This is a genomic window from Micromonospora sp. NPDC050980 (assembly GCF_040653835.1).
Classification (GTDB): Bacteria; Actinomycetota; Actinomycetes; order Mycobacteriales; family Micromonosporaceae; genus Micromonospora.
Genome location: NZ_JBFAGS010000002.1, coordinates 163,758 through 181,097 on the forward strand (window position 1 = coordinate 163,758; position 17,340 = coordinate 181,097).

The following is a 17,340-nucleotide window of genomic DNA, read 5'->3' on the forward strand; positions in this document are numbered from 1 at the left end:
CATCGTTGACTTCAACGAAGAACGTCGATGACGCTGGATTCGAGGGCGCTCTCTCCGCACGATCCCGCCACCACCACCCGGGAGCCACGCATGCCCACGATCCCACCGCTGCCCGCCCCCGTGCGCCGCCGGCACCGCCCGGCCGCCGTGGCGCTGGCGCTGCTCGCCCTCCTCGCCACCTACCTCGTCGTGCCCGGCCCGGCCGCCGGCGCGGCCGGGCCGCTGATCTCGCAGGGCCGCCCGACCACCGCCTCGTCGACCGAGGGCGCGGCGACGCCGGCCGCCGCGGCCACCGACGGCGACGCCGGCACCCGGTGGTCCAGCGCCTTCGCCGACCCGCAGTGGCTCCAGATCGACCTCGGCGCGACCGCCACCATCGACCAGGTGCAGCTCGTCTGGGAGGCGGCCTACGCGACCGCGTTCCAGATCCAGGTGGCGCCCGCGGCGTCCGGGCCGTGGACCGCCGTCTACTCGACCACCGCCGGGGCCGGCGGCACGCAGACCCTCGCGGTGACCGGCTCCGGCCGGTACGTGCGGATGTACGGGACGGGACGGGCCACCGGCTACGGCTACTCGCTCTGGGAGTTCAAGGTGTTCGGCAGCACCGGCACCACCCCGCCGCCCACCGGCCGGCCGATCTCCGAGTTCCGCACGGTCGCGGCGTCCTCGTGGGAGGGCGGCAACGCGCCCGCCGCCGCGCTCGACGGCCGCAGCACCACCCGCTGGTCGAGCCAGTTCGGCAGCGACCCGCAGTGGCTCCGCGTCGACTTCGGCGGCGTCGCCACGATCAACCGGGTGGTGCTCGTCTGGGAGGCCGCCTACGCCACCGGCTACCGGCTGGAGACGTCGACCGACGGGTCGAGCTGGACGACGATCCACGCCACCACCACCGGTCGCGGTGGCACCGAACAGCTCACCGTCAGCGGCACCGGCCGCTACCTGCGCCTGTTCGGCACGGCCCGGGCCACCGGCTACGGATACTCGTTGTGGGAGTTGCAGGCGTACGGCAGCGTCGACGACACCGCCACCACCGCGCCGCTGCTCTCCGGCCCCACCCGCCCGCCGGCGGCCCGCGACCAGTTCACCCTGACCGCGCCGGCCGACGCGGCGATGGTCACCACCACCCGCCGACCCACGCTGAGCTGGACGGCGGTCCCCGGCGCGACCCGCTACCAGGTGTGGATCAACATCAGCCGCACCGACTACGACTTCACCGCCGCCGGCAACCTGCTCGACCTCTACACCAAGGTCGCCGAGCCGACCGGCACGTCCTACACGCCCACCTGGGACCTGCCGGACCGGTGGACCTACCGGTGGTACGTCACCACTGTCGGCGGTACCCCGGTCACCTCGACCATCCGCCGCTTCAGCGTCTACCTGCCCACCCTGGAAAGCGTCGCCGACGGGATCGGTGTCGTCGCCGGCGCCCGCGACCTCAACCGCAACGGGACCATCGAGCCGTACGAGAACTGGCGGCTGCCGGTCCAGACCCGGGTGGACGACCTGTTGGCGCGGATGACGCCCGAGGAGAAGGCGTACCAGCTCTTCTACAACGCCCAGGCGTACCCCCGGTCGGGGTGGCACTTCGGCCCCGCGCAGGCGGCGGACCTGCACCAGCAACTGCTCGCCTCGGCCGGCACCCGGCTGGGCATCCCGTTCGTCTCCGCGGGCGACACCATCCACGGCTACCAGACGACCTACCCGATGCAGAGCGCGCTCGCCGCCGCGAAGAACTACCCGCTGGACTACCAGCTCGGCGACGTGCAGCGGCGGGAACAGTTGGAGGTCGGCACCCGCGGCGTGCTCGGTCCGCTGGCCGAGGTCGGCACCAAGGTGATCTACCCGCGTATCCAGGAGGGCAACGGGGAGAACGCGCAGGTCGCCGCGGCCCAAGTCCGCGCCCTGGTGGCCGGCCTGCAGGGCGGCCCGGAGCTGAACCCGCACTCCGTGCTGGCGACGGTCAAGCACTGGCCGGGCGAGGGCGCGGGCGGCGAGGCGCTGATCGTCTACGACAACGTGACGATCAAATACCACATGATCCCGTTCCGGGCGGCGATGGAGGCGGGCGCGGTCAACATCATGCCCGGCTACGCGGGCAGTTCGCTGCTCGACCCGGGCGGCCCCGGCGCCGGGGACAGCGCCAAGATTCTCGCCTACCTGCGGCAGAATCTCGGCTACCAGGGCCTGATCACCACCGACTGGCTGCCCTCCGGGTCCTGGATCGGCGCGGCGAAGGCCGGCTCCGACGTAATGGGTGGCGCCGACCCGGGCGCGGCCGGCTTCTCGATCGCCGACTTCGTGGCGAACGTGCCGGCGTCGCGGATCGACGACGCGGTCCGGCGGGTGCTGCGGGTGAAGTTCCAACTCGGCATCTTCGAGGCCCCGTACGGCGATCCGGTCAACGGCCCGTACCGCTTCCACCAGCCGGTGTACGCGGCGTTGGCCAACCAGGCCGCGCGGGAGTCGATGACGCTGCTGAAGAACGACGCCGGCACGCTACCGGTGCGGCTCACCGCCGGTGACGACATCGTGGTCGCCGGTCCCCGCGCGGCCGACGGCGGCTCCTGCTGCGTGTGGACGAGCTTCTTCCACGCCGAGTACGGGTCGCAGACGATCCTGGACGCGGTCCGCGCCCGGGCCGCGCAGGCCGGGGTGACCGTCCACCAGGACGACAGCCCGAACCCCAAGCTGGCGGTCGTCGCGGTCGGCGAGGCGTCCTACACCCACGCGACGAACTGGCCGAAGGAACAGCCCTACCTGCCGCCGGACCAGCTCGCGGTGATCCAGAGGTTCCGCGCCCGGGGCATCCCGGTGGTGGTGGCGCTGGTCCTGCCGCGGCCCTACGTCATCACCGAGTGGCGGGACCTGGCCAGCGCGATCGTGGTCACCTACCGCGGTGGTGAGGAGATGGGTCCGGCCCTGGCCGGCCTGCTCTTCGGTGACTACCAGCCGCGCGGCAGGCTGCCCTGGCAGTTGCCCCGCAACCTGTCCGACGTGCTGCGTCCGGGCGGCACCGACACCCCGGCCGACGCCGTCGAGGCGTGGGACCTGCCGTACGACCTGGGCGCGACCGCGGCCGAACGGTCGCGGATCCGGGCCGCGATCGACGCCGACCAGCCACCGGCGACGACGTACGGCAACCCGCTCTACCCGTACGGCGCCGGGCTGACCGGCTTCTGAGGCACGCGGGCGGGGCACGGCGGCGTGGGACGAACCGGAGTTCGTCCCACGCCGCTCACCTCCGGTCCGGTTACCGCTCGACGCCGAGCGCGCGGGCCATGGTGTGGAACAGGTCGGTCTGATCGGTGACGCCGAGGACGTTCGCCGCCTGGGGGCCGCCGGCCGCGATCCGGACCTCGCTGCCGGTGTGCTGCTGCGAGCCCGGCAGCGCGGTGGTGGCGTAGCTGACGGTCATGTCGGCGCCGTCCGCGGTCACCAGCGTGGCGGTGACGCCGGGGGTGGTCGAGCCGGCCTCGACGATCTGGCTGGTGTGCGCGTGGTCGGCCGTGACGACCACCAGGGTGTCGGGGTGCGAACGCTGGTACCGCAGGGCCTCACCGACCGCGGCGTCGAAGCCCGCCGTCTCGCCGATCTGGCCGCAGGGGTTGGCGGCGTGGTCCTGCTTGTCGATGGAGGCGCCCTCGATCTGCAGGAAGAAACCCTTACGGTCGCCCCGCGACTGCCGGTCCAGCGCCTGGATGGCGGTCTTGGCCATGTCGGCGAGGTGCGGCTGGGCGGCCGAGCGCGCCGGGTTGACCTCGCACCGGCTCGGGTCGGTGTTGTCGGCCGTCGGCGTCGGGCCGACGTACTCCAGGTCCATGTTGCCGGCGGCGAAGGCGCCCAGGATCGGCCGGCGGTGGTCGGCGGCGGCGAGCCCGGCCGCGTCGGTCACCACCTGGTAGCCGGCGACCTGCGCCTGTTGCAGCACGGTCAGCCCCTGGAACCGGCCGGCGCCCACGGTCTGGTCGAAGTACTTCTTGCCGCCGCCCAGCAGCACGTCGGGGCGGGTCTGCACGAGCTGCTCCGCGATCGAGCCGGCGCCGCCGTTCTCCTTCGCGTTGGCCGGGCACTTCGCCAACGTCTCGACCGGGCCCTTGCAGTCGCGCTCGGTCACGTGCGCGCCGAGCACGGCCGGGGTGGCGTCCTGCACCTCGGCGGTGGAGACGTCGCCGGTGCGGTAGCCGGCCCGCTTGGCCAGTTCGAGGATCGTCGGCACGGGCTTACCGTTCGGCAGGACGGAGATCGCCCCGTCGTAGCTCTTGCGGCCGGTCGCCCAGGCGGTCCCGGTCGCCGCCGAGTCCGGCACGTAGTCCGGCAGCTTCGGGTTGTCCTTCTCCACCGAGTAGGTGGTCATGGCGCCGGTCAGCGGCAACCGGTCCAGGTTGAGGGTCCCGGCCGCGCCCTTGAGGTAGTTGCGGGCGATGGTGATCTCGGAGTCGCCCATCCCGTCGCCGATCAGCAGGATGACGTTGCGGGCCTGGCCGCCCTGGATGGCCTGACGTGCGTCGCGGGTGTGGTCCTGGTACTTGCTCGTCGCAACGGCGGCGGCCGGCGCGGCGACCGCCATCAGCGCGACCGCGGTCACCGCCGCGGCGCGGCGGGCACGAGAGAACTGCACGTGACACTCCCAAGTCGGGGGGTGGCGTCGGTCGGATCTCGACGGACGCGGGATCTCCACCACCCCACGCCCTCGTCGCGCCGCAGACCACCTACGGCGGATGAGCAGGCGGCGACATTCCGGCAAACGGCGCGATGCGCGGGCGGGGGCTGTGCCAAGGCGGGCGGACTGTGGTCCACCGATGTCTCACTGATCCGCCCGCCACCAGACCCGGGAACAGGATCCGGGCCGAGAGACCAGTTCGGTGAGGCGAAGGGCGGCGTAGAGATGCCGCACCGTGGTGTCCGGGTTGATCCGGTCGGTGCCGATCTCGCGATGCACGAGTTGTCGTAGCTCGTCGACGGTCGGTAGCTGCGGGGAGGTCCGGCCGAGTAGGCACTGCGTCTCGGCCAGATACCAGAGGTTGACGATGGTGGGAACGGTCGACGGGGCGACCGGTCCCAGCTGCTCGGTCCCTGAACGTGCGAGCATGCCGTCGGCGGCTGCGGTCAGGGCGTCAGTCAGACGTCGCTGACCGGCGGCTCCGCAGCGGGCGGTGGCCGAGACGAGCAGGGCCGCGTGGAACAACCGGACGCTGGACCAGGCCGCGACGTCCTCCCCGGCTCCGATGCTCCGGCGCAGGTCACGTGCCTGTGGCAGGCAGAGCCCCGGGTAGGCGGTGGCGACGTATCCCAGTGCCGTGAGCGGTAGGGGTGTGGCCTGCGCCCCGAGGGTCGTCGCCTGCCGGGAGGGCAGTTCACGTCTGTCCAGTGCCAGGGCCAGCACCGTGCGCTCCGGCAGGGTGAGCGGCGCACCCCAGTCGACCGGCCCGGGTGCCGGGCGTCCCAGGCGGCGCAGCAGATCCGCGGCGAGCGCGGTGTCTGTCGGGTCGGCCTGGCCGACCGCATCGGGCAGGCGGGACTCCGAGCGTATGATCCGGCGTAAGTTCTCCGTCTGGGCCGCAGGCAGCGCGTAGCCGGCACCGACCGCCGCTATCGCATCGGCGACCGTGATGACCGCGGCCTGTCCGGCATCCGAGCCCCGTCGGTGCTCGGGTCGTCCCAGTGCGGAGAGCAGGTCACCACCCATCGCGAGGAAGTCCGCGCGGTTTGCCGCTCCGACCGTGACCAGCGCAGACGCGGTGGCGACCACGCCGATCCGTTGCTGCAGACCGGTGGTCCGCTCCGGATGCCGGAGCAGGTCTTCGAGGGGGTCCCGTACGGTCGCCGGCACCTGGCACGGTTGGTGTGCGGTGGTCGCGAGCATCGCGGCGGCTGCCGCGTCCAGGGCGGACGTGACCTTCGCACAGCTGAACCGGTGCGCCGCGTCCGCCACGGAGGCGCCGAGATCCGCTGTCCCGGAGACGTCTGGTCGTGCCCGCAGCAGCTCGTCGGCGAGTTGTGCGGCTACGGTCACCTCGCGAAGTCTGCCCGCGTCGGAGGTCGCGAGCGTGGCGCGAACCCAGGCGAGCGCGGGGGTGACCCGGTCGGCGCCTATCTGATCAAGCCCGTCGACCGAGGTCAGCGCTCGGGTGAGCGCAAGCCAGCGGAACCCGTCCGCGTGCTTCGGCCACCACCGGCCGAGCAGCTGCGACGCCCGGTCACGGTCGGCGGGCGACAGCTCACCGGCGTGCGCGAGCACGCGGACCGCGTCGGCGTACAGGACGGGATCGGCGTCGACCGGAGCAGCGACCAGCGGATAGGCGCGGCCCGGATAGATCAGGTCGGTGGCGCGTACCGCAATTTGATCCAGCTCCCTCGTGGTCATGACCGGAACACCGACCCGGACCGCAGGCGAGGGCGGCGAGGTGCAGCCGGCGAGAATGATCAAAATGACTCCGGCCGCCAGCAGCAGGCGGAAACGGCGAGCGGGCATGACCCCTCCCAATCGTTCGAGGATGGTGCGGGCAAGCAGGCGGTGGGGGAACCTGCCCGCTCTCCGGCGTCGCGGGGGAGGCGGTGGTGCCGGGAGGCCCGGTCGGCCTCCCGGCATCCGACGTTCCCGCTCCTGCCGATCGGTCCTGCCCTCCGACCCGGGCGGAATCGGATCCGGAGCGCCGCCGGCCGACCGTTCGGCCAAGCCGTCACGCCTTAGTGGTCGGTCAGCGGCACCTGGCTCAGCAACCGGTAGGTGGTGTTGCCCGAGGGATATTCGATGGTCGCGGTAGTGGCCATTTCGATGGCATAGACGAGGACGTTCTCAGTGAACGCGAAATCCCCGTACCGTGACATGTAGCCGCTGCCGCCGCCGGAGTTCTGCCGGGTCATCGACATGAACACAGCTTGATTCGAGACATAGACCGGATCCGTCGTGTTCACGCTGATTCCCTGCCAGGAGACGTTGACCCGGACTCCGAACGTGTCGAGAGCCTTGATGGTCTGTTCCATCCGTAGTCTCTGGTAAGGGTTGGTGGTGCCCGAACTCCGGACGTACGCGTAGGTGTCCACGTAGGTCATGTGCTGGGGATTCGAGCGGTTGGGGGAGTAGTAAACGGTCATCGACTGGAAGGCGCCGACCGGCCCGACCGAGTTCGGGTCGGTGCTGTTCGAATTCCAGGCCTCCGCTCTCCGGCTGCAGTTGTATTTGCTGTAGCTGTCGAAGCTGCAGCTGGGCTGAAACAACGTCGAGTGCTGGGGGCCGGCGCTGGCCGGGTTGCCCGGAAGCAGACCAAAAGCGATCAGTGTCACGAGCAGCGCAGCGCACCGCGATGTGCGCCTCTTCCATCGACCTGTGGGGTTCACGGACCTCAACTCCTTTGGGGTGGGATGAGTGTCGGGAGAGTCCGCCGGACGAGGCGCAGAATTGCCGCGCAATAATCGCCACTGCTCCCGTGTCGAGTACAGCAGAGGGCAACTGGCCAGTCCAATGACGTTCTACTATGTGTGCCATAGTTGTCGGCTATGGAGCTCCGGCATCTTCGCTACGCCGTCGCGCTCGCCGAGGAAGGCGGGTTCGGTCGGGCCGCCCAGCGACTGCACGTCAGTCAACCCACCCTCAGCGTCCAGATCAGGAAGCTGGAGAAGCTGGTGGGGCATGATCTGTTCCGGCGGCTGCCCGACGGTGTGCGGCTGACCACGGCAGGCGAGGCGTTCCTGCCCGAGGCCCGGGCGGCGCTGGCGGCCGCGGAGCGGGCCCTCACCGCGGCCCGCGAAGGCGGGGTGGTGCGGGTGGGTTGCCTGCGAAGCGCCTGGACCACGTGGGAGCTGGCCGACGCCATCGCGGAGGCGAGTGACGGCCGGGTCTGCAGCCAGGTGCGAACCGTCGCTCCGGAACCCGGACTGATCCAGCTCTCCGCCGGCCAGTTGGACCTGCTGGTCGGCTACGACTGCCGGCGGTCGACCGACAGTGCCCAGCCGGGCGTCACTCGTCGCCCACTCTTCGCCGAGCCCGCCTTCGTCGCGCTGGACGCCCGGCACCCGCTCAACCGGGCGACGGTGACCCTGGCGGACTTCAGTGCCGAGGTGTGGCTCGTCCTGACCGACCCGGCGGATCTCGCCGATTTCGTGATCCGGACGTGCCGCCGCGTCGGTGGTTTCGAACCCCACGTGCTGGCGGTGAGCGCCGACGAGGTCGTGCCCGCGCTTCGCGACCTCAAGGCGGTGACCCTCTGTTCGCCCCTGGTGCGCAGCCGTGACGGGATCACCGCGCTGGACCTGGGGCTGCCCACGCGCCGACACCTGTACCTGGCGTGGCGACACGCCGACGACCGGGCCCACGCCGTCGCGCCGACGGTCGCCGCGGCCACCTCGGCTCTCTACCACAGTCACGGTCAGCGGGTGCCCGCCTACCGACACTGGGTGGCTCGAGAAGGGTGGACCTGGTCCGCCGTCGGCGAGCCCGACTGAGGCTCCCGGTGTGCCCGCCTTCGCGGCCTGCGGAGGGGCGTTCCGCGGTGCGGGGCGTGCCCGGTGGCGTCGGCGATCACGCGTCCCGGCGGGCCGCCGAGCGGCGGTAGGCGTAGACGGCGAACACGGCGAAGACGGCGAACCACCCGCCCAGCACCAGGACGTCGACAGTGGTCGGGCTGTCGTTGAAGTCCACCACCCGCAGTGGGAGGTCCGCGTAGCCGTGGGTGGGGGTGAGCCGCCCGATCACGCGCAGCCAGTCCGGAAACGTCGGCAGCGGCAGCCACAGCCCACCCAGCAGGGAGAAGCCGAAGTAGGCCAGGAAGTTCGCCGGCTGCACGGTCTGCGCGGTGCACAGGTAGCCGATGCCGAGCCCGAGCAGCACGAACGGCGCCGAGCCGAGCCACAGCATCGGGACGATGGCGAACCACTGCGCCGGGTGCAGGCGTACCCCGTTGACCGTCGCCGCGGCGACACAGAGCGCGACCACCGGCGGCAGCGCCAGCAGCATCCCGGTGAGCGCCTTGCCCAGCACCACCCGCAGTGGCGACAGGGGCGTCAGCCGCAGGTGCCGCAGCCAGCCGCTGGAGCGGTCGGCGACGATGCTCGACCCGTAGTTGAGCAGGGCGCCGATCGCCCCGAAACCGCCGATGCTGATCATCGCGTAGAGCGCGGCGTCCCCGGCGTCCCCCTGACCGGTCACCGCGCCCAGATTCGTGAAGATCAGGTACATCACCAGCGGCATGACGATGGTGAAGATCAGAAACCCCGGGGCGCGGAGGGTGCGCCGTAGTTCCAGTCGCAGATAGCCCATCATGCCGGGGGGCTCCCCTTCGCGTTGCCGGTGAGTGCCAGGAAGGCGTCTTCGAGGTTGGCGCCGACGACCTCCAGGCCGCGCACGAGCCCCTGCCGGGCCAGTGCCAGGACCGTCGCGTCCGAGTCGGTCGAGGACAGCTGGGCCCGGTCGCCGGCCAGGTCGACGGCGACCACCCCCGGCAGCGCGAGCAGCGCCGCCGGCGACACAGCGGCACCGGGCAGGCGGATGGTGATCGCCCGGCCGGGCACCCGGCGCTTGATTTCCGCGGGGGAGCCGTCAGCGATCTTGCGCCCACCGGCGAGCACGACGATCCGATCGGCGTTCTCGTCCGCCTCGGCCAGGTAGTGGGTGGAGAAGACCAGGGTCCTGCCCCGCGCCACGTACCGGCGCATGGCCGCCCACAGGTCCCGCCGGGCCGCCACGTCCAGCGCCGCCGTCGGCTCGTCCAGCACCAGCAGGTCGGGCTGACCGATCACGGCCAGGGCGAACCGCACGCGCTGCTGCTGGCCGCCGGAGAGCGCCTCGGTCATCCGGCCGGCGACGCCGGTCAGGTGCGCCAGGTCGAGCACCTCGTCCAACGGCATCGGATCCGGGTACAACCCCCGGGCGAAGCCCAGCAGTTCGGCCACCCGGACCCGGGGCAGCAACTGGTTCTCCTGCAGCATGGCGCCGAGGCGCCCGGCCGCGACGGCCAGCGCCGGGCGACCACCGAAGACCTCCACGGTGCCGGTCTGCGGTGGGAGCAACCCGAGCAGCAGGTTGATGGTGGTGGACTTGCCGGCGCCGTTGGGGCCGAGCAGTGCCAGCACCTCGCCGGGGGCGACCCGCAGGTCGAGCTGGTCGACGGCGCGGAGCTGCCCGTACCGGTAGGCCACCCCGGTCAGCGCCAGGGCGGGATGTGGCCGGTGGCGGTCGGTCAGGTCTGCTCCGCCTCGCCGGCTCGCGCGCCCACCCGTCACGAGGCGGCGGCGAGCGACGGCCGCAGCCGCAGGCCGAAGACCGGCGCCTCGGGGGCGCCCGAGGTGAGCACCTCGCGTTGCAGTTGCTGCAGCTCCGGCTGCGGGTCCAAGCCGAGCTGCTCGCTGAGCACGGCGCGCAGGTGCTGGTAGGCGTGCAGCGCCTCGCTGCGTCGCCCGCACCGGCTGAGCGCGGCGATCAACTGACCGTGGAACCACTCGTTGAGCGGGTGGGCGGCCACCAGGCCACGCAGCTCACCGATCAGCTCGTGGTGCCGGCCCAGCTCGGCGTCGGCCAGGATCCGCAGTTCCAGGGTGCGCAGCCGTTCCTCCTCCAGGTGGACGGCGTGCGCCTGCAGGTGCCGGCCGGTCAGCACGTTGGCGAGGCCGGGGCCCGACCACAGGTCCAGGGCGCGCCGCAGCACGGCGGCGGCTTCCTCGGTACGGCCGCCGTCGAGGAGTTGCCGGCCCTGCCGCGACAGGGCGTGGAAGGCGTTGGCGTCGACCTGCTGGGCGGTGGCGTACATCAGATAGCCCGGCGGGGTGGTGATCAGCCAGTCGTCGCGTCCGGCGGTGACCGTCGAACGGCCGAAGGACCGGCGGAGTTGGTAGATGTAGGTCTGTGCGGTGGTGATGGCGCTCTGCGGCGGCGCCTCACCCCACAGTTCCTCGATGAGCGCGTCGACCGGAACGACCTGATTGGCGCGCAGCAACAGCAGGGCGAGCACCTGTCGAACCTTCGGCGCCGTGGGCGTGCACACCCGCTGCGAATCGATGACCTGGAGCGGACCGAGAACCTTGAAGTCGAGCATTGACCATTTCCTCCGGATTAATGGTTATGGCTGCGAGCACCGAGGATGATCCGTTGTGGCGCCACGGTGGGCTGTTCTGAACTCATACACTAGGGTCGTTTTCTTCAACTGCTCAAGGAAAATCATACGGAGGGTGAGGTGGTCGCATCGCATAGATGTAGGTCGTGGTGCCGGGGGTGGGAGTGATGACTACAACTTTCGATGTATAAACGTTGACCGCACGGGTGGGGCCCCTACGGTTGGGGCATGTCGGTTGACGTGTCACTTCATGCGCAGGCTGTCAGACGGACGGTCTCCTCCCTGCCGCGGAACCTCGTGGCCTGCCTGGTGGAGGCGCGCCCCTGTGTTCAGTTGATCTTTCTGCTGCGCTTCGTCGCCGGCTTCGTGTTGATCCGCCCGGTCGGACTCCGGCTCCCGCTCGGACGGATGGCCCTCGCCGGCACCGTGTGGGAACTGGCGGTGGTGTCCGCGTACCTGTTCGACGGCGTGATGGACGTCGTGGAGGACCGGCTCAACTCCTCGGTCCGTCCGATCGCCGCCGGCGCGCTCTCCCGCCGTTTCGCCGCCGTGGTGTCCGCGGGTTGTGGGCTGGCCGCGCTGGTCGGCGCCCTCCTGCTCGGCAGTCCGTACCCGGTGCTCGTCGGCGTGTCGTTGCTGCTCGGCTACGCCTACTGCGCACCACCGGTGCGGCTCAAGCGTTCGTCCCTGGCGGCCGGCGCCACCGTGATCATATGCGGTCTGTTGACCTTCGTCGCCGGTGCCAGCAGCTATGGGAAATTGCAGATAAACCTCGACCTGACCATATTTGCGGTAACCATGTCTCTATGGATGGGTCTGGTCGGGGCGCTGGCCAAGGACTTCTCCGACACCACCGGAGACGCCGCGGCCGGCTGCCGGACGACCGCTCTGGTCAAGGGTGACGCCCGCGCCCGTCGGCTGGTGGCCGGCAACGCCCTCGCCATCGGCCTCGCCTTCCCCGTCGCCGCAGCGCTGTTCGCGCCCGCGCTGCTCTGGCCGGCGGGCACGATGCTGCTCGGCGCGGGCGTGGTGGCGGGGCTCGCCCGCAGCCCCGCTTCGCAGGGAAGTCGCCGCCGACGGCGGCTACCGTACCGCGCTTTTATGGCAACCCAATATGCGGTTAATGGTGTCCTTCTGATTACTGGTTCGATATTGCTCTGGTGAGAGCGCGCCGCTAGCCTCATCGCATTCGCAACACTGCGGGCGAGGAGACCGGCGTTGGCCGAAAGACATCGGGAGGGCGTGTCTGAGGCGCTGGCGTCCTACCTGAGGGCGGCAATTCCGGACATCGTGGCCTCGTTCGAGCGCCGTCTTGTCAAACAGGACAGCCCGCTGTTTCGCAGCGACGACTCCCGGGAGCAGATCGTCGCGCACGCCCGGCACCTGCTGGACGACCTGCTGGCCGAACTCGACGGAGAGCACCAGGAGACCGCCCGACGGACCCTCGCCAGCGACATCGGCGCGACCCGGGCCGCCCAGGGTTTCCACCCGGGCGACTCGGTACGGGCGGCCGGCATCCTGTTCGACGTGCTGCTGCGCACCATCGGTGCGCACCTCGGGGACCGCCCCGACCGGTCCGAGTTGACCCTGCTGGTCGCGCTGACGATGAACACCGTGCTGGTCCGGGCGCTCGGCCAGGCCGCCGACGCCTACGGCGGCTTCCTGCTCAACCGCCTGCACAGCGCGCACGTGGAGGAACGACGCCGGATCAGCCGGGAGGTGCACGACCGGATCGGCTTCGGCGTCACCGTGGCGTACCGCAACCTGGAACTGTTCAACCTCCATCGGGAGCGCCAGCCGGTCCGCGCGGCGGCCCGGGTGGGCGTGGCGTACGAGGCGTTGCGCGAGACCCTCGACGCGGTGCGCGACGTGATCTCGAACCTGCGGGTCGACGAGCCGCTGGACGGCCTGGAGAAGGAGATCGAGCGCTTCCTCGACTCGGTGCAGCGCCCGGAGCTGGAAGCGCACATCGAAGTCAACGGGGACGAACACTGGGCTCCGCCCCAGGTGCGCAACGAACTGCTGCTCATCCTGCGCGAGGCGGTCCGGAACGTCGTGGCGCACGCCCGGGCCGGCCAGCTGCTGGTGCGGGTCGACGTCACCCCCGACGAGCTGCGCAGCATCGTCCGCGACGACGGTCTCGGCTTCGACCCGCGCGGCGTGCCCCGCTCCCGGGCCGGGATCGCGTCGATGCGGGAACGGGCGGCGCTGCTCGACGGCACCCTCACCATCACCAGCGCCCCGGGGCGGGGCACCCTCGTCGAGTTGCTGGTGCCACTGGGGGAGGCGTGACATGGACCAGGATCCGACCCGTCTGGTGCTGGTGGACGACCACATGCTGGTGCGGGAGGGCATCCGCGGCATCCTTGAGGTCGAACCCGACCTGACGGTGGTGGGCGAGGCCGGCGACAGCGCCTCGGCGGTGGCCGTGGTCGCCGAGTTGCGCCCGCACGTCGTCCTGCTCGACGTGGAGATCATCGGTGACGACGTGGTGACCACGATCCAGCGGATGCGCGAGGTCGCCCCCGAGTCGCAGATCCTCATCCTCAGCATGTACGACGGGCCGCACCTCCTGCAGCGGCTGCTGGGCCTCGGCATCCGGGGCTACCTGCTCAAGAGCGCCCGCCGGGAGGAACTGGTCTCCGCCGTGCGCGCCGTGCGTCGCCAGGACGACCGCATCATCCTGGGCGTCTCCCGGCAGAGCCTGGCCCGCATCCGCGCCGCGCCCGCCGATCCCGGACTGTCCGCCCGGGAGATCGACGTGCTGGAGTTGGCCGCCCAGGCCCTGACCAACGCCCAGATCGCCTCCCGGCTGCAGGTGACCGAGGCCACCGTGAAGCGCCACCTGAGCAACATCTTCGCCAAGTTGGGTGCGGTGTCCCGGATCGACGCGGTGAACAAGGCGCTGCTGGCCGAGCTGATCAGCGCGCCCCGGCCGGGGGGTCACGGGGAGGGCGGCCGGCACCCCTGACCGCATCCTCCACCGGTCCTATAGCCGCGGCGGCCAGGATGGGCGTGCCGGCGACGGCTGGACCGGCCGGCGGAGGGAGGCGGCGTGTTCATCGACGAGCTCACCGGCGACACCGTCCGGCCCGTCCCGCCTCGGCAGCGACCACCCGAGCACGGGCCCGACCGGCGCGCGGGACCCGACGCCGCCGAGCCCGGCGGCAGCGCGGGACCCGACGCCGCCGAGCCCGGCGGCCTGCGCCCCGACGAGTTCCGCAGGGCGCTGGCCCGCTGCGCGAGCGGCGTCGTGGTGGTCACCGCCGCCGCCGGCCCGACCGGGATGACGGCCAGTTCGTTCACCTCCGTCAGCCAGTCGCCGCCGTTGGTGTCGTTCTGCGTCGACCGCGCGGCCGGCAGCCGGTCGACGCTGTGCGCCGCCGGCCACTTCGCGGTCAACGTGCTGGCCGACACCCAGGCGGAGACGGCCGCCCTCTTCGCGCGCCGCGACGTGGACCGCTTCGCGCTGAGCCGCTGGCGTCGCGGGCGGCACGGACTGCCGTTGTTGGACGGGGCCGCCGCGCACCTGGTGTGTCACCGGCACCGGATCGTGCCGCTCGGCGACCACTTCCTGGTCGTCGGGTTGCTGGTCGCCGCGGAGCACCACCGGCCCGGCGCTCCGCTGCTGCATCACCAGGGCCGGTACGGCCGGTTCACGCCGGAGCAGTGACGGCGCGGCCGACCCGGGGCGGCCCTCCAGTCCGGCTCGAAGCCGCCCCCAGCACCGGTCGGCACCATCGGCGCAGGACGAGAAGAGGAGACGGCATGACCCGACGTGTCGCGATAACCGGGATCGGCGTCATCGCTCCGGGCGGCATCGGCACCGATGCCTTCTGGAACCGCATCCTGTCTGGGCGCAGCGCCACCCGTACCATCACCACCTTCGACCCCGCGTCGTTCCGGTCCCGGATGGCCGCCGAGTGCGACTTCGACCCGACCGCGCACGGTCTGAGCCCGCAGGAGATCCGCCGGATGGACCGGGCGGCCCAGTTCGCCGTCGTCTGCACCCGCGAGTGCCTGGCCGACTCCGGCCTGTCCCCGGGCGAGGTCGCAGCCACCCGGACCGGCGTGACGGTGGGCAGCGCGGTCGGCTGCACCATCAACCTGGAGAACGAGTACCTCGTTCTCTCCGACGGCGGCCGGCGCTGGCACGTCGATCACGAGTACGCCGTACCCCACCTGTACGACTACTTCGTCCCCAGCTCGCTTGCCGCCGAGGTGGCCTGGGAGGTCGGCGCCGAAGGCCCGGTGTCGCTGGTCTCCGACGGCTGCACGGCCGGCATCGACGCCATCGGATACGCCTGCCAGCTCATCCGCGACGACGAGGCGGACGTCGTCATCGCCGGTGGCACCGAGGCGCCCATCGCACCGATCACGGTGGCCTGCTTCGACGCCATCAAGGCGACCTCCGCGCACAACGACGACCCGGAGCACGCGCTGCGCCCGTACGACGTCAGCCGCAACGGGTTCGTGCTGGGCGAGGGCGCCGCGATGTTCGTCCTGGAGGAACTGGGACACGCCCGGCGCCGCGGCGCCCGGATCTACGCCACCATCGATGCCGTCGCCACCCGGGCCAACGCCTTCCACATGACCGGGCTGCAGGCCGACGGGCGGGAGATGGCCGAGGCCATCCGGGTCGTGCTGGACCGCGCCCGGGTGCGGCCGGAGCAGGTCGGCTGGGTCAGCATGCACGGCACCGGCACCAAGCAGAACGACCGGCACGAGACGGCCGCGGTCAAGCGCAGCCTGGGCGAGCACGCCTACCGGACGCCGGCCAGCTCGATCAAGTCGATGGTCGGCCACTCACTGGGCGCCATCGGCGCCATCGAGACCGCCGCCTGCGCGTTGGCCATCACCCACGGGATGGTCCCGCCCACCGCCAACCTGCACGAACAGGACCCGGAGCTGGATCTGGACTACGTGCCCCTGCACGCGAGGCAGTGGACCGTGGACGTGGCCCTCAACGTGGGCAGCGGCTTCGGCGGCTTCCAGAGCGCCATGGTGCTCTCCCGGCCCGAGGCGGTGGCCCGGTGAGCCGGGCGGTCGTCACCGGCGTCGGGGTGCTGGCGCCGACCGGGGTGGGCGCCGAGGCCCACTGGGCGGCGACGGTCGCGGGCCGGTCGGCCATCGGACCGATCAGTCGGTTCGACGCGGGCACCTACCCGGTCCGGCTGGCCGGCGAGATCGCCGACTTCGACCCGAGGAGCCACCTGCCGAGCCGGTTGATCCCGCAGACCGACCGGATGACCCAACTGGCGCTCGTGGCCACCGAGTGGGCGCTCGCCGATGCGGAACTGACCGTGGACGACCGGCGTGACTTCGACTTCGGCGTGGTCACCTCCGCCTCCGCCGGCGGCTTCGAGTTCGGCCAGCGTGAGCTGCAGAAGCTGTGGACCGAGGGCCCGGCGACGGTCAGCGCGTACATGTCGTTCTCCTGGTTCTATGCGGTCAACACCGGACAGATCTCGATCCGGCACAAGCTGCGCGGGCCGGCGTCCGCGCTGGTCACCGACCAGGCCGGGGGACTGGACGCGGTCGGCCATGCCCGGCGGCTGGTCCGCGACGGCACCCCCGCGGTGATCACCGCGGGCGTGGACTCGTCGCTGTGCCCGATGGGCCTCGTCTCGCAGCTGCCCAGCGGTCAGCTCAGCCGGCGGCGGGACCCCGCCACCGCGTACCGGCCGTTCGGCGCCGACGCCAGCGGCAGCGTGGTCGGTGAGGGCGGCGCGGTGCTCATCGTCGAGGACGCCGCGGCGGCCCGCCGCCGCGGGGCGCCCCGGGTGTACGGCGAGATCAGCGGCTACGCCGCCACCTTCGACCCGCCGCCGGGATCCGGCCGGGAGTCGGGGCTGAGCCGGGCCGCCGCACTGGCGCTCGACCAGGCGGACGTGCTGCCCGACGACATCGACGTCGTCTTCGCGGACGCCGCCGCCTGCCCCCGGGCCGACCTGGCCGAGGCGCAGGCGCTGGAGAAGCTGTTCGGCCCGGGCGGGGTGCCGGTGACCGCGCCGAAGTCGATGACCGGCCGGCTGGGCGCCGGGGCCGGGGCGCTGGACGTCGCCACCGCGCTGCTGGCGATGCGGGCCGGCGTCGTGCCACCGACGGTGAACGTCGGCGACCTGGCGCCCGGCCACCAGATCGACCTGGTCACCTCGCCCCGCCGGATGCCCGTGCGGACCGTGCTGGTGCTGGCCCGCGGGCAGGGTGGCTTCAACGCGGCAGTGGTGCTGCGCGACGGCGGCGGGACGGACCGTTTGGACACCGTCCGGGACGAGGATCCGGCACGGTGAAC

At 71.8% G+C, this 17,340-nt stretch carries 14 protein-coding genes; 8 read left to right on the plus strand and 6 right to left on the minus strand.

The annotated features are described in order from the left end of the window. The first annotated feature begins 90 nt into the window (after positions 1–90). Complete coding sequence (locus AB0H28_RS04710; RefSeq protein ID WP_358034237.1) at positions 91–3,180, plus strand: discoidin domain-containing protein; 3,090 nt, start codon at positions 91–93, stop codon at positions 3,178–3,180. Positions 3,181–3,250: 70 nt separating this feature from the next. Here AB0H28_RS04710 and phoA read toward each other — a convergent pair whose 3' ends face one another. The 3 genes from phoA to AB0H28_RS04725 form a co-directional block, all read right to left on the minus strand. Continuing rightward, on the minus strand, positions 3,251–4,618 hold the full coding sequence (gene phoA, locus AB0H28_RS04715; RefSeq protein WP_358034240.1) for an alkaline phosphatase: 1,368 nt from the start codon (positions 4,616–4,618) through the stop codon (positions 3,251–3,253). Positions 4,619–4,804: 186 nt separating this feature from the next. Beyond that, entirely contained in the window at positions 4,805–6,364 is a 1,560-nt protein-coding gene (locus AB0H28_RS04720) for a hypothetical protein (RefSeq protein WP_358034242.1), read from the minus strand. Positions 6,365–6,687: 323 nt separating this feature from the next. Next, positions 6,688–7,284 (minus strand): hypothetical protein, encoded by a 597-nt coding sequence (locus AB0H28_RS04725; RefSeq protein WP_358034245.1) that lies wholly within the window; start codon positions 7,282–7,284, stop codon positions 6,688–6,690. 213 nt (positions 7,285–7,497) lie between these two features. On the opposite strand from AB0H28_RS04725, the gene AB0H28_RS04730 reads away from it, so the two are divergent. Then, entirely contained in the window at positions 7,498–8,442 is a 945-nt protein-coding gene (locus AB0H28_RS04730) for a LysR family transcriptional regulator (protein WP_358034248.1), read from the plus strand. Between the two features lie 76 nt (positions 8,443–8,518). Here AB0H28_RS04730 and AB0H28_RS04735 read toward each other — a convergent pair whose 3' ends face one another. The 3 genes from AB0H28_RS04735 to AB0H28_RS04745 form a co-directional block, all read right to left on the minus strand. Continuing rightward, positions 8,519–9,259, minus strand: coding sequence for an ABC transporter permease (locus AB0H28_RS04735; protein WP_358034251.1), 741 nt, complete (start codon positions 9,257–9,259; stop codon positions 8,519–8,521). Further along, entirely contained in the window at positions 9,256–10,134 is an 879-nt protein-coding gene (locus tag AB0H28_RS04740) for an ABC transporter ATP-binding protein (RefSeq protein ID WP_358034254.1), read from the minus strand. Before AB0H28_RS04740 ends, AB0H28_RS04735 begins: the two co-directional genes overlap by 4 nt. A gap of 80 nt (positions 10,135–10,214) precedes the next feature. Further along, the gene (locus tag AB0H28_RS04745; RefSeq protein ID WP_358034256.1) at positions 10,215–11,027 is read right to left on the minus strand and encodes an AfsR/SARP family transcriptional regulator; all 813 of its coding nucleotides are present in this window, start codon (positions 11,025–11,027) and stop codon (positions 10,215–10,217) included. A 246-nt stretch (positions 11,028–11,273) separates the two neighbouring features. Between AB0H28_RS04745 and AB0H28_RS04750 the strand changes: the two genes are divergently transcribed. The 6 genes from AB0H28_RS04750 (at position 11,274) to AB0H28_RS04775 (ending at position 17,338) form a co-directional block, all read left to right on the plus strand. Further along, positions 11,274–12,209 (plus strand): UbiA family prenyltransferase, encoded by a 936-nt coding sequence (locus AB0H28_RS04750; RefSeq protein ID WP_358034259.1) that lies wholly within the window; start codon positions 11,274–11,276, stop codon positions 12,207–12,209. 78 nt (positions 12,210–12,287) lie between these two features. After that, positions 12,288–13,337, plus strand: coding sequence for an ATP-binding protein (locus AB0H28_RS04755; RefSeq protein ID WP_358034261.1), 1,050 nt, complete (start codon positions 12,288–12,290; stop codon positions 13,335–13,337). Between the two features lies 1 nt (position 13,338). After that, a complete protein-coding gene (locus AB0H28_RS04760; RefSeq protein ID WP_358034263.1) occupies positions 13,339–14,016 on the plus strand; it encodes a response regulator transcription factor in 678 nt (225 codons plus the stop codon). An 84-nt stretch (positions 14,017–14,100) separates the two neighbouring features. Beyond that, on the plus strand, positions 14,101–14,718 hold the full coding sequence (locus tag AB0H28_RS04765; RefSeq protein ID WP_358034265.1) for a flavin reductase family protein: 618 nt from the start codon (positions 14,101–14,103) through the stop codon (positions 14,716–14,718). 95 nt (positions 14,719–14,813) lie between these two features. Beyond that, positions 14,814–16,082 (plus strand): beta-ketoacyl-[acyl-carrier-protein] synthase family protein, encoded by a 1,269-nt coding sequence (locus AB0H28_RS04770; protein WP_358034267.1) that lies wholly within the window; start codon positions 14,814–14,816, stop codon positions 16,080–16,082. Continuing rightward, positions 16,079–17,338: a ketosynthase chain-length factor gene (locus AB0H28_RS04775; RefSeq protein WP_358034270.1), complete on the plus strand. Its 1,260-nt coding sequence runs from the start codon at positions 16,079–16,081 to the stop codon at positions 17,336–17,338. The genes AB0H28_RS04770 and AB0H28_RS04775 overlap by 4 nt, the downstream gene beginning before the upstream one ends. Positions 17,339–17,340 lie beyond the last annotated feature (2 nt).

Bases quoted from the DNA above. Each gene is read 5' to 3' on its own strand.
- AB0H28_RS04710 (WP_358034237.1), top strand. From the start codon at position 91: ATGCCCACGATCCCACCGCTGCCCGCCCCCGTGCGCCGCCGGCACCGC.
- AB0H28_RS04720 (WP_358034242.1), bottom strand. From the start codon at position 6,364: ATGACCACGAGGGAGCTGGATCAAATTGCGGTACGCGCCACCGACCTG.
- AB0H28_RS04730 (WP_358034248.1), top strand. From the start codon at position 7,498: ATGGAGCTCCGGCATCTTCGCTACGCCGTCGCGCTCGCCGAGGAAGGC.
- AB0H28_RS04735 (WP_358034251.1), bottom strand. From the start codon at position 9,259: ATGATGGGCTATCTGCGACTGGAACTACGGCGCACCCTCCGCGCCCCG.
- AB0H28_RS04745 (WP_358034256.1), bottom strand. From the start codon at position 11,027: ATGCTCGACTTCAAGGTTCTCGGTCCGCTCCAGGTCATCGATTCGCAG.
- AB0H28_RS04750 (WP_358034259.1), top strand. From the start codon at position 11,274: ATGTCGGTTGACGTGTCACTTCATGCGCAGGCTGTCAGACGGACGGTC.
- AB0H28_RS04760 (WP_358034263.1), top strand. From the start codon at position 13,339: ATGGACCAGGATCCGACCCGTCTGGTGCTGGTGGACGACCACATGCTG.
- AB0H28_RS04770 (WP_358034267.1), top strand. From the start codon at position 14,814: ATGACCCGACGTGTCGCGATAACCGGGATCGGCGTCATCGCTCCGGGC.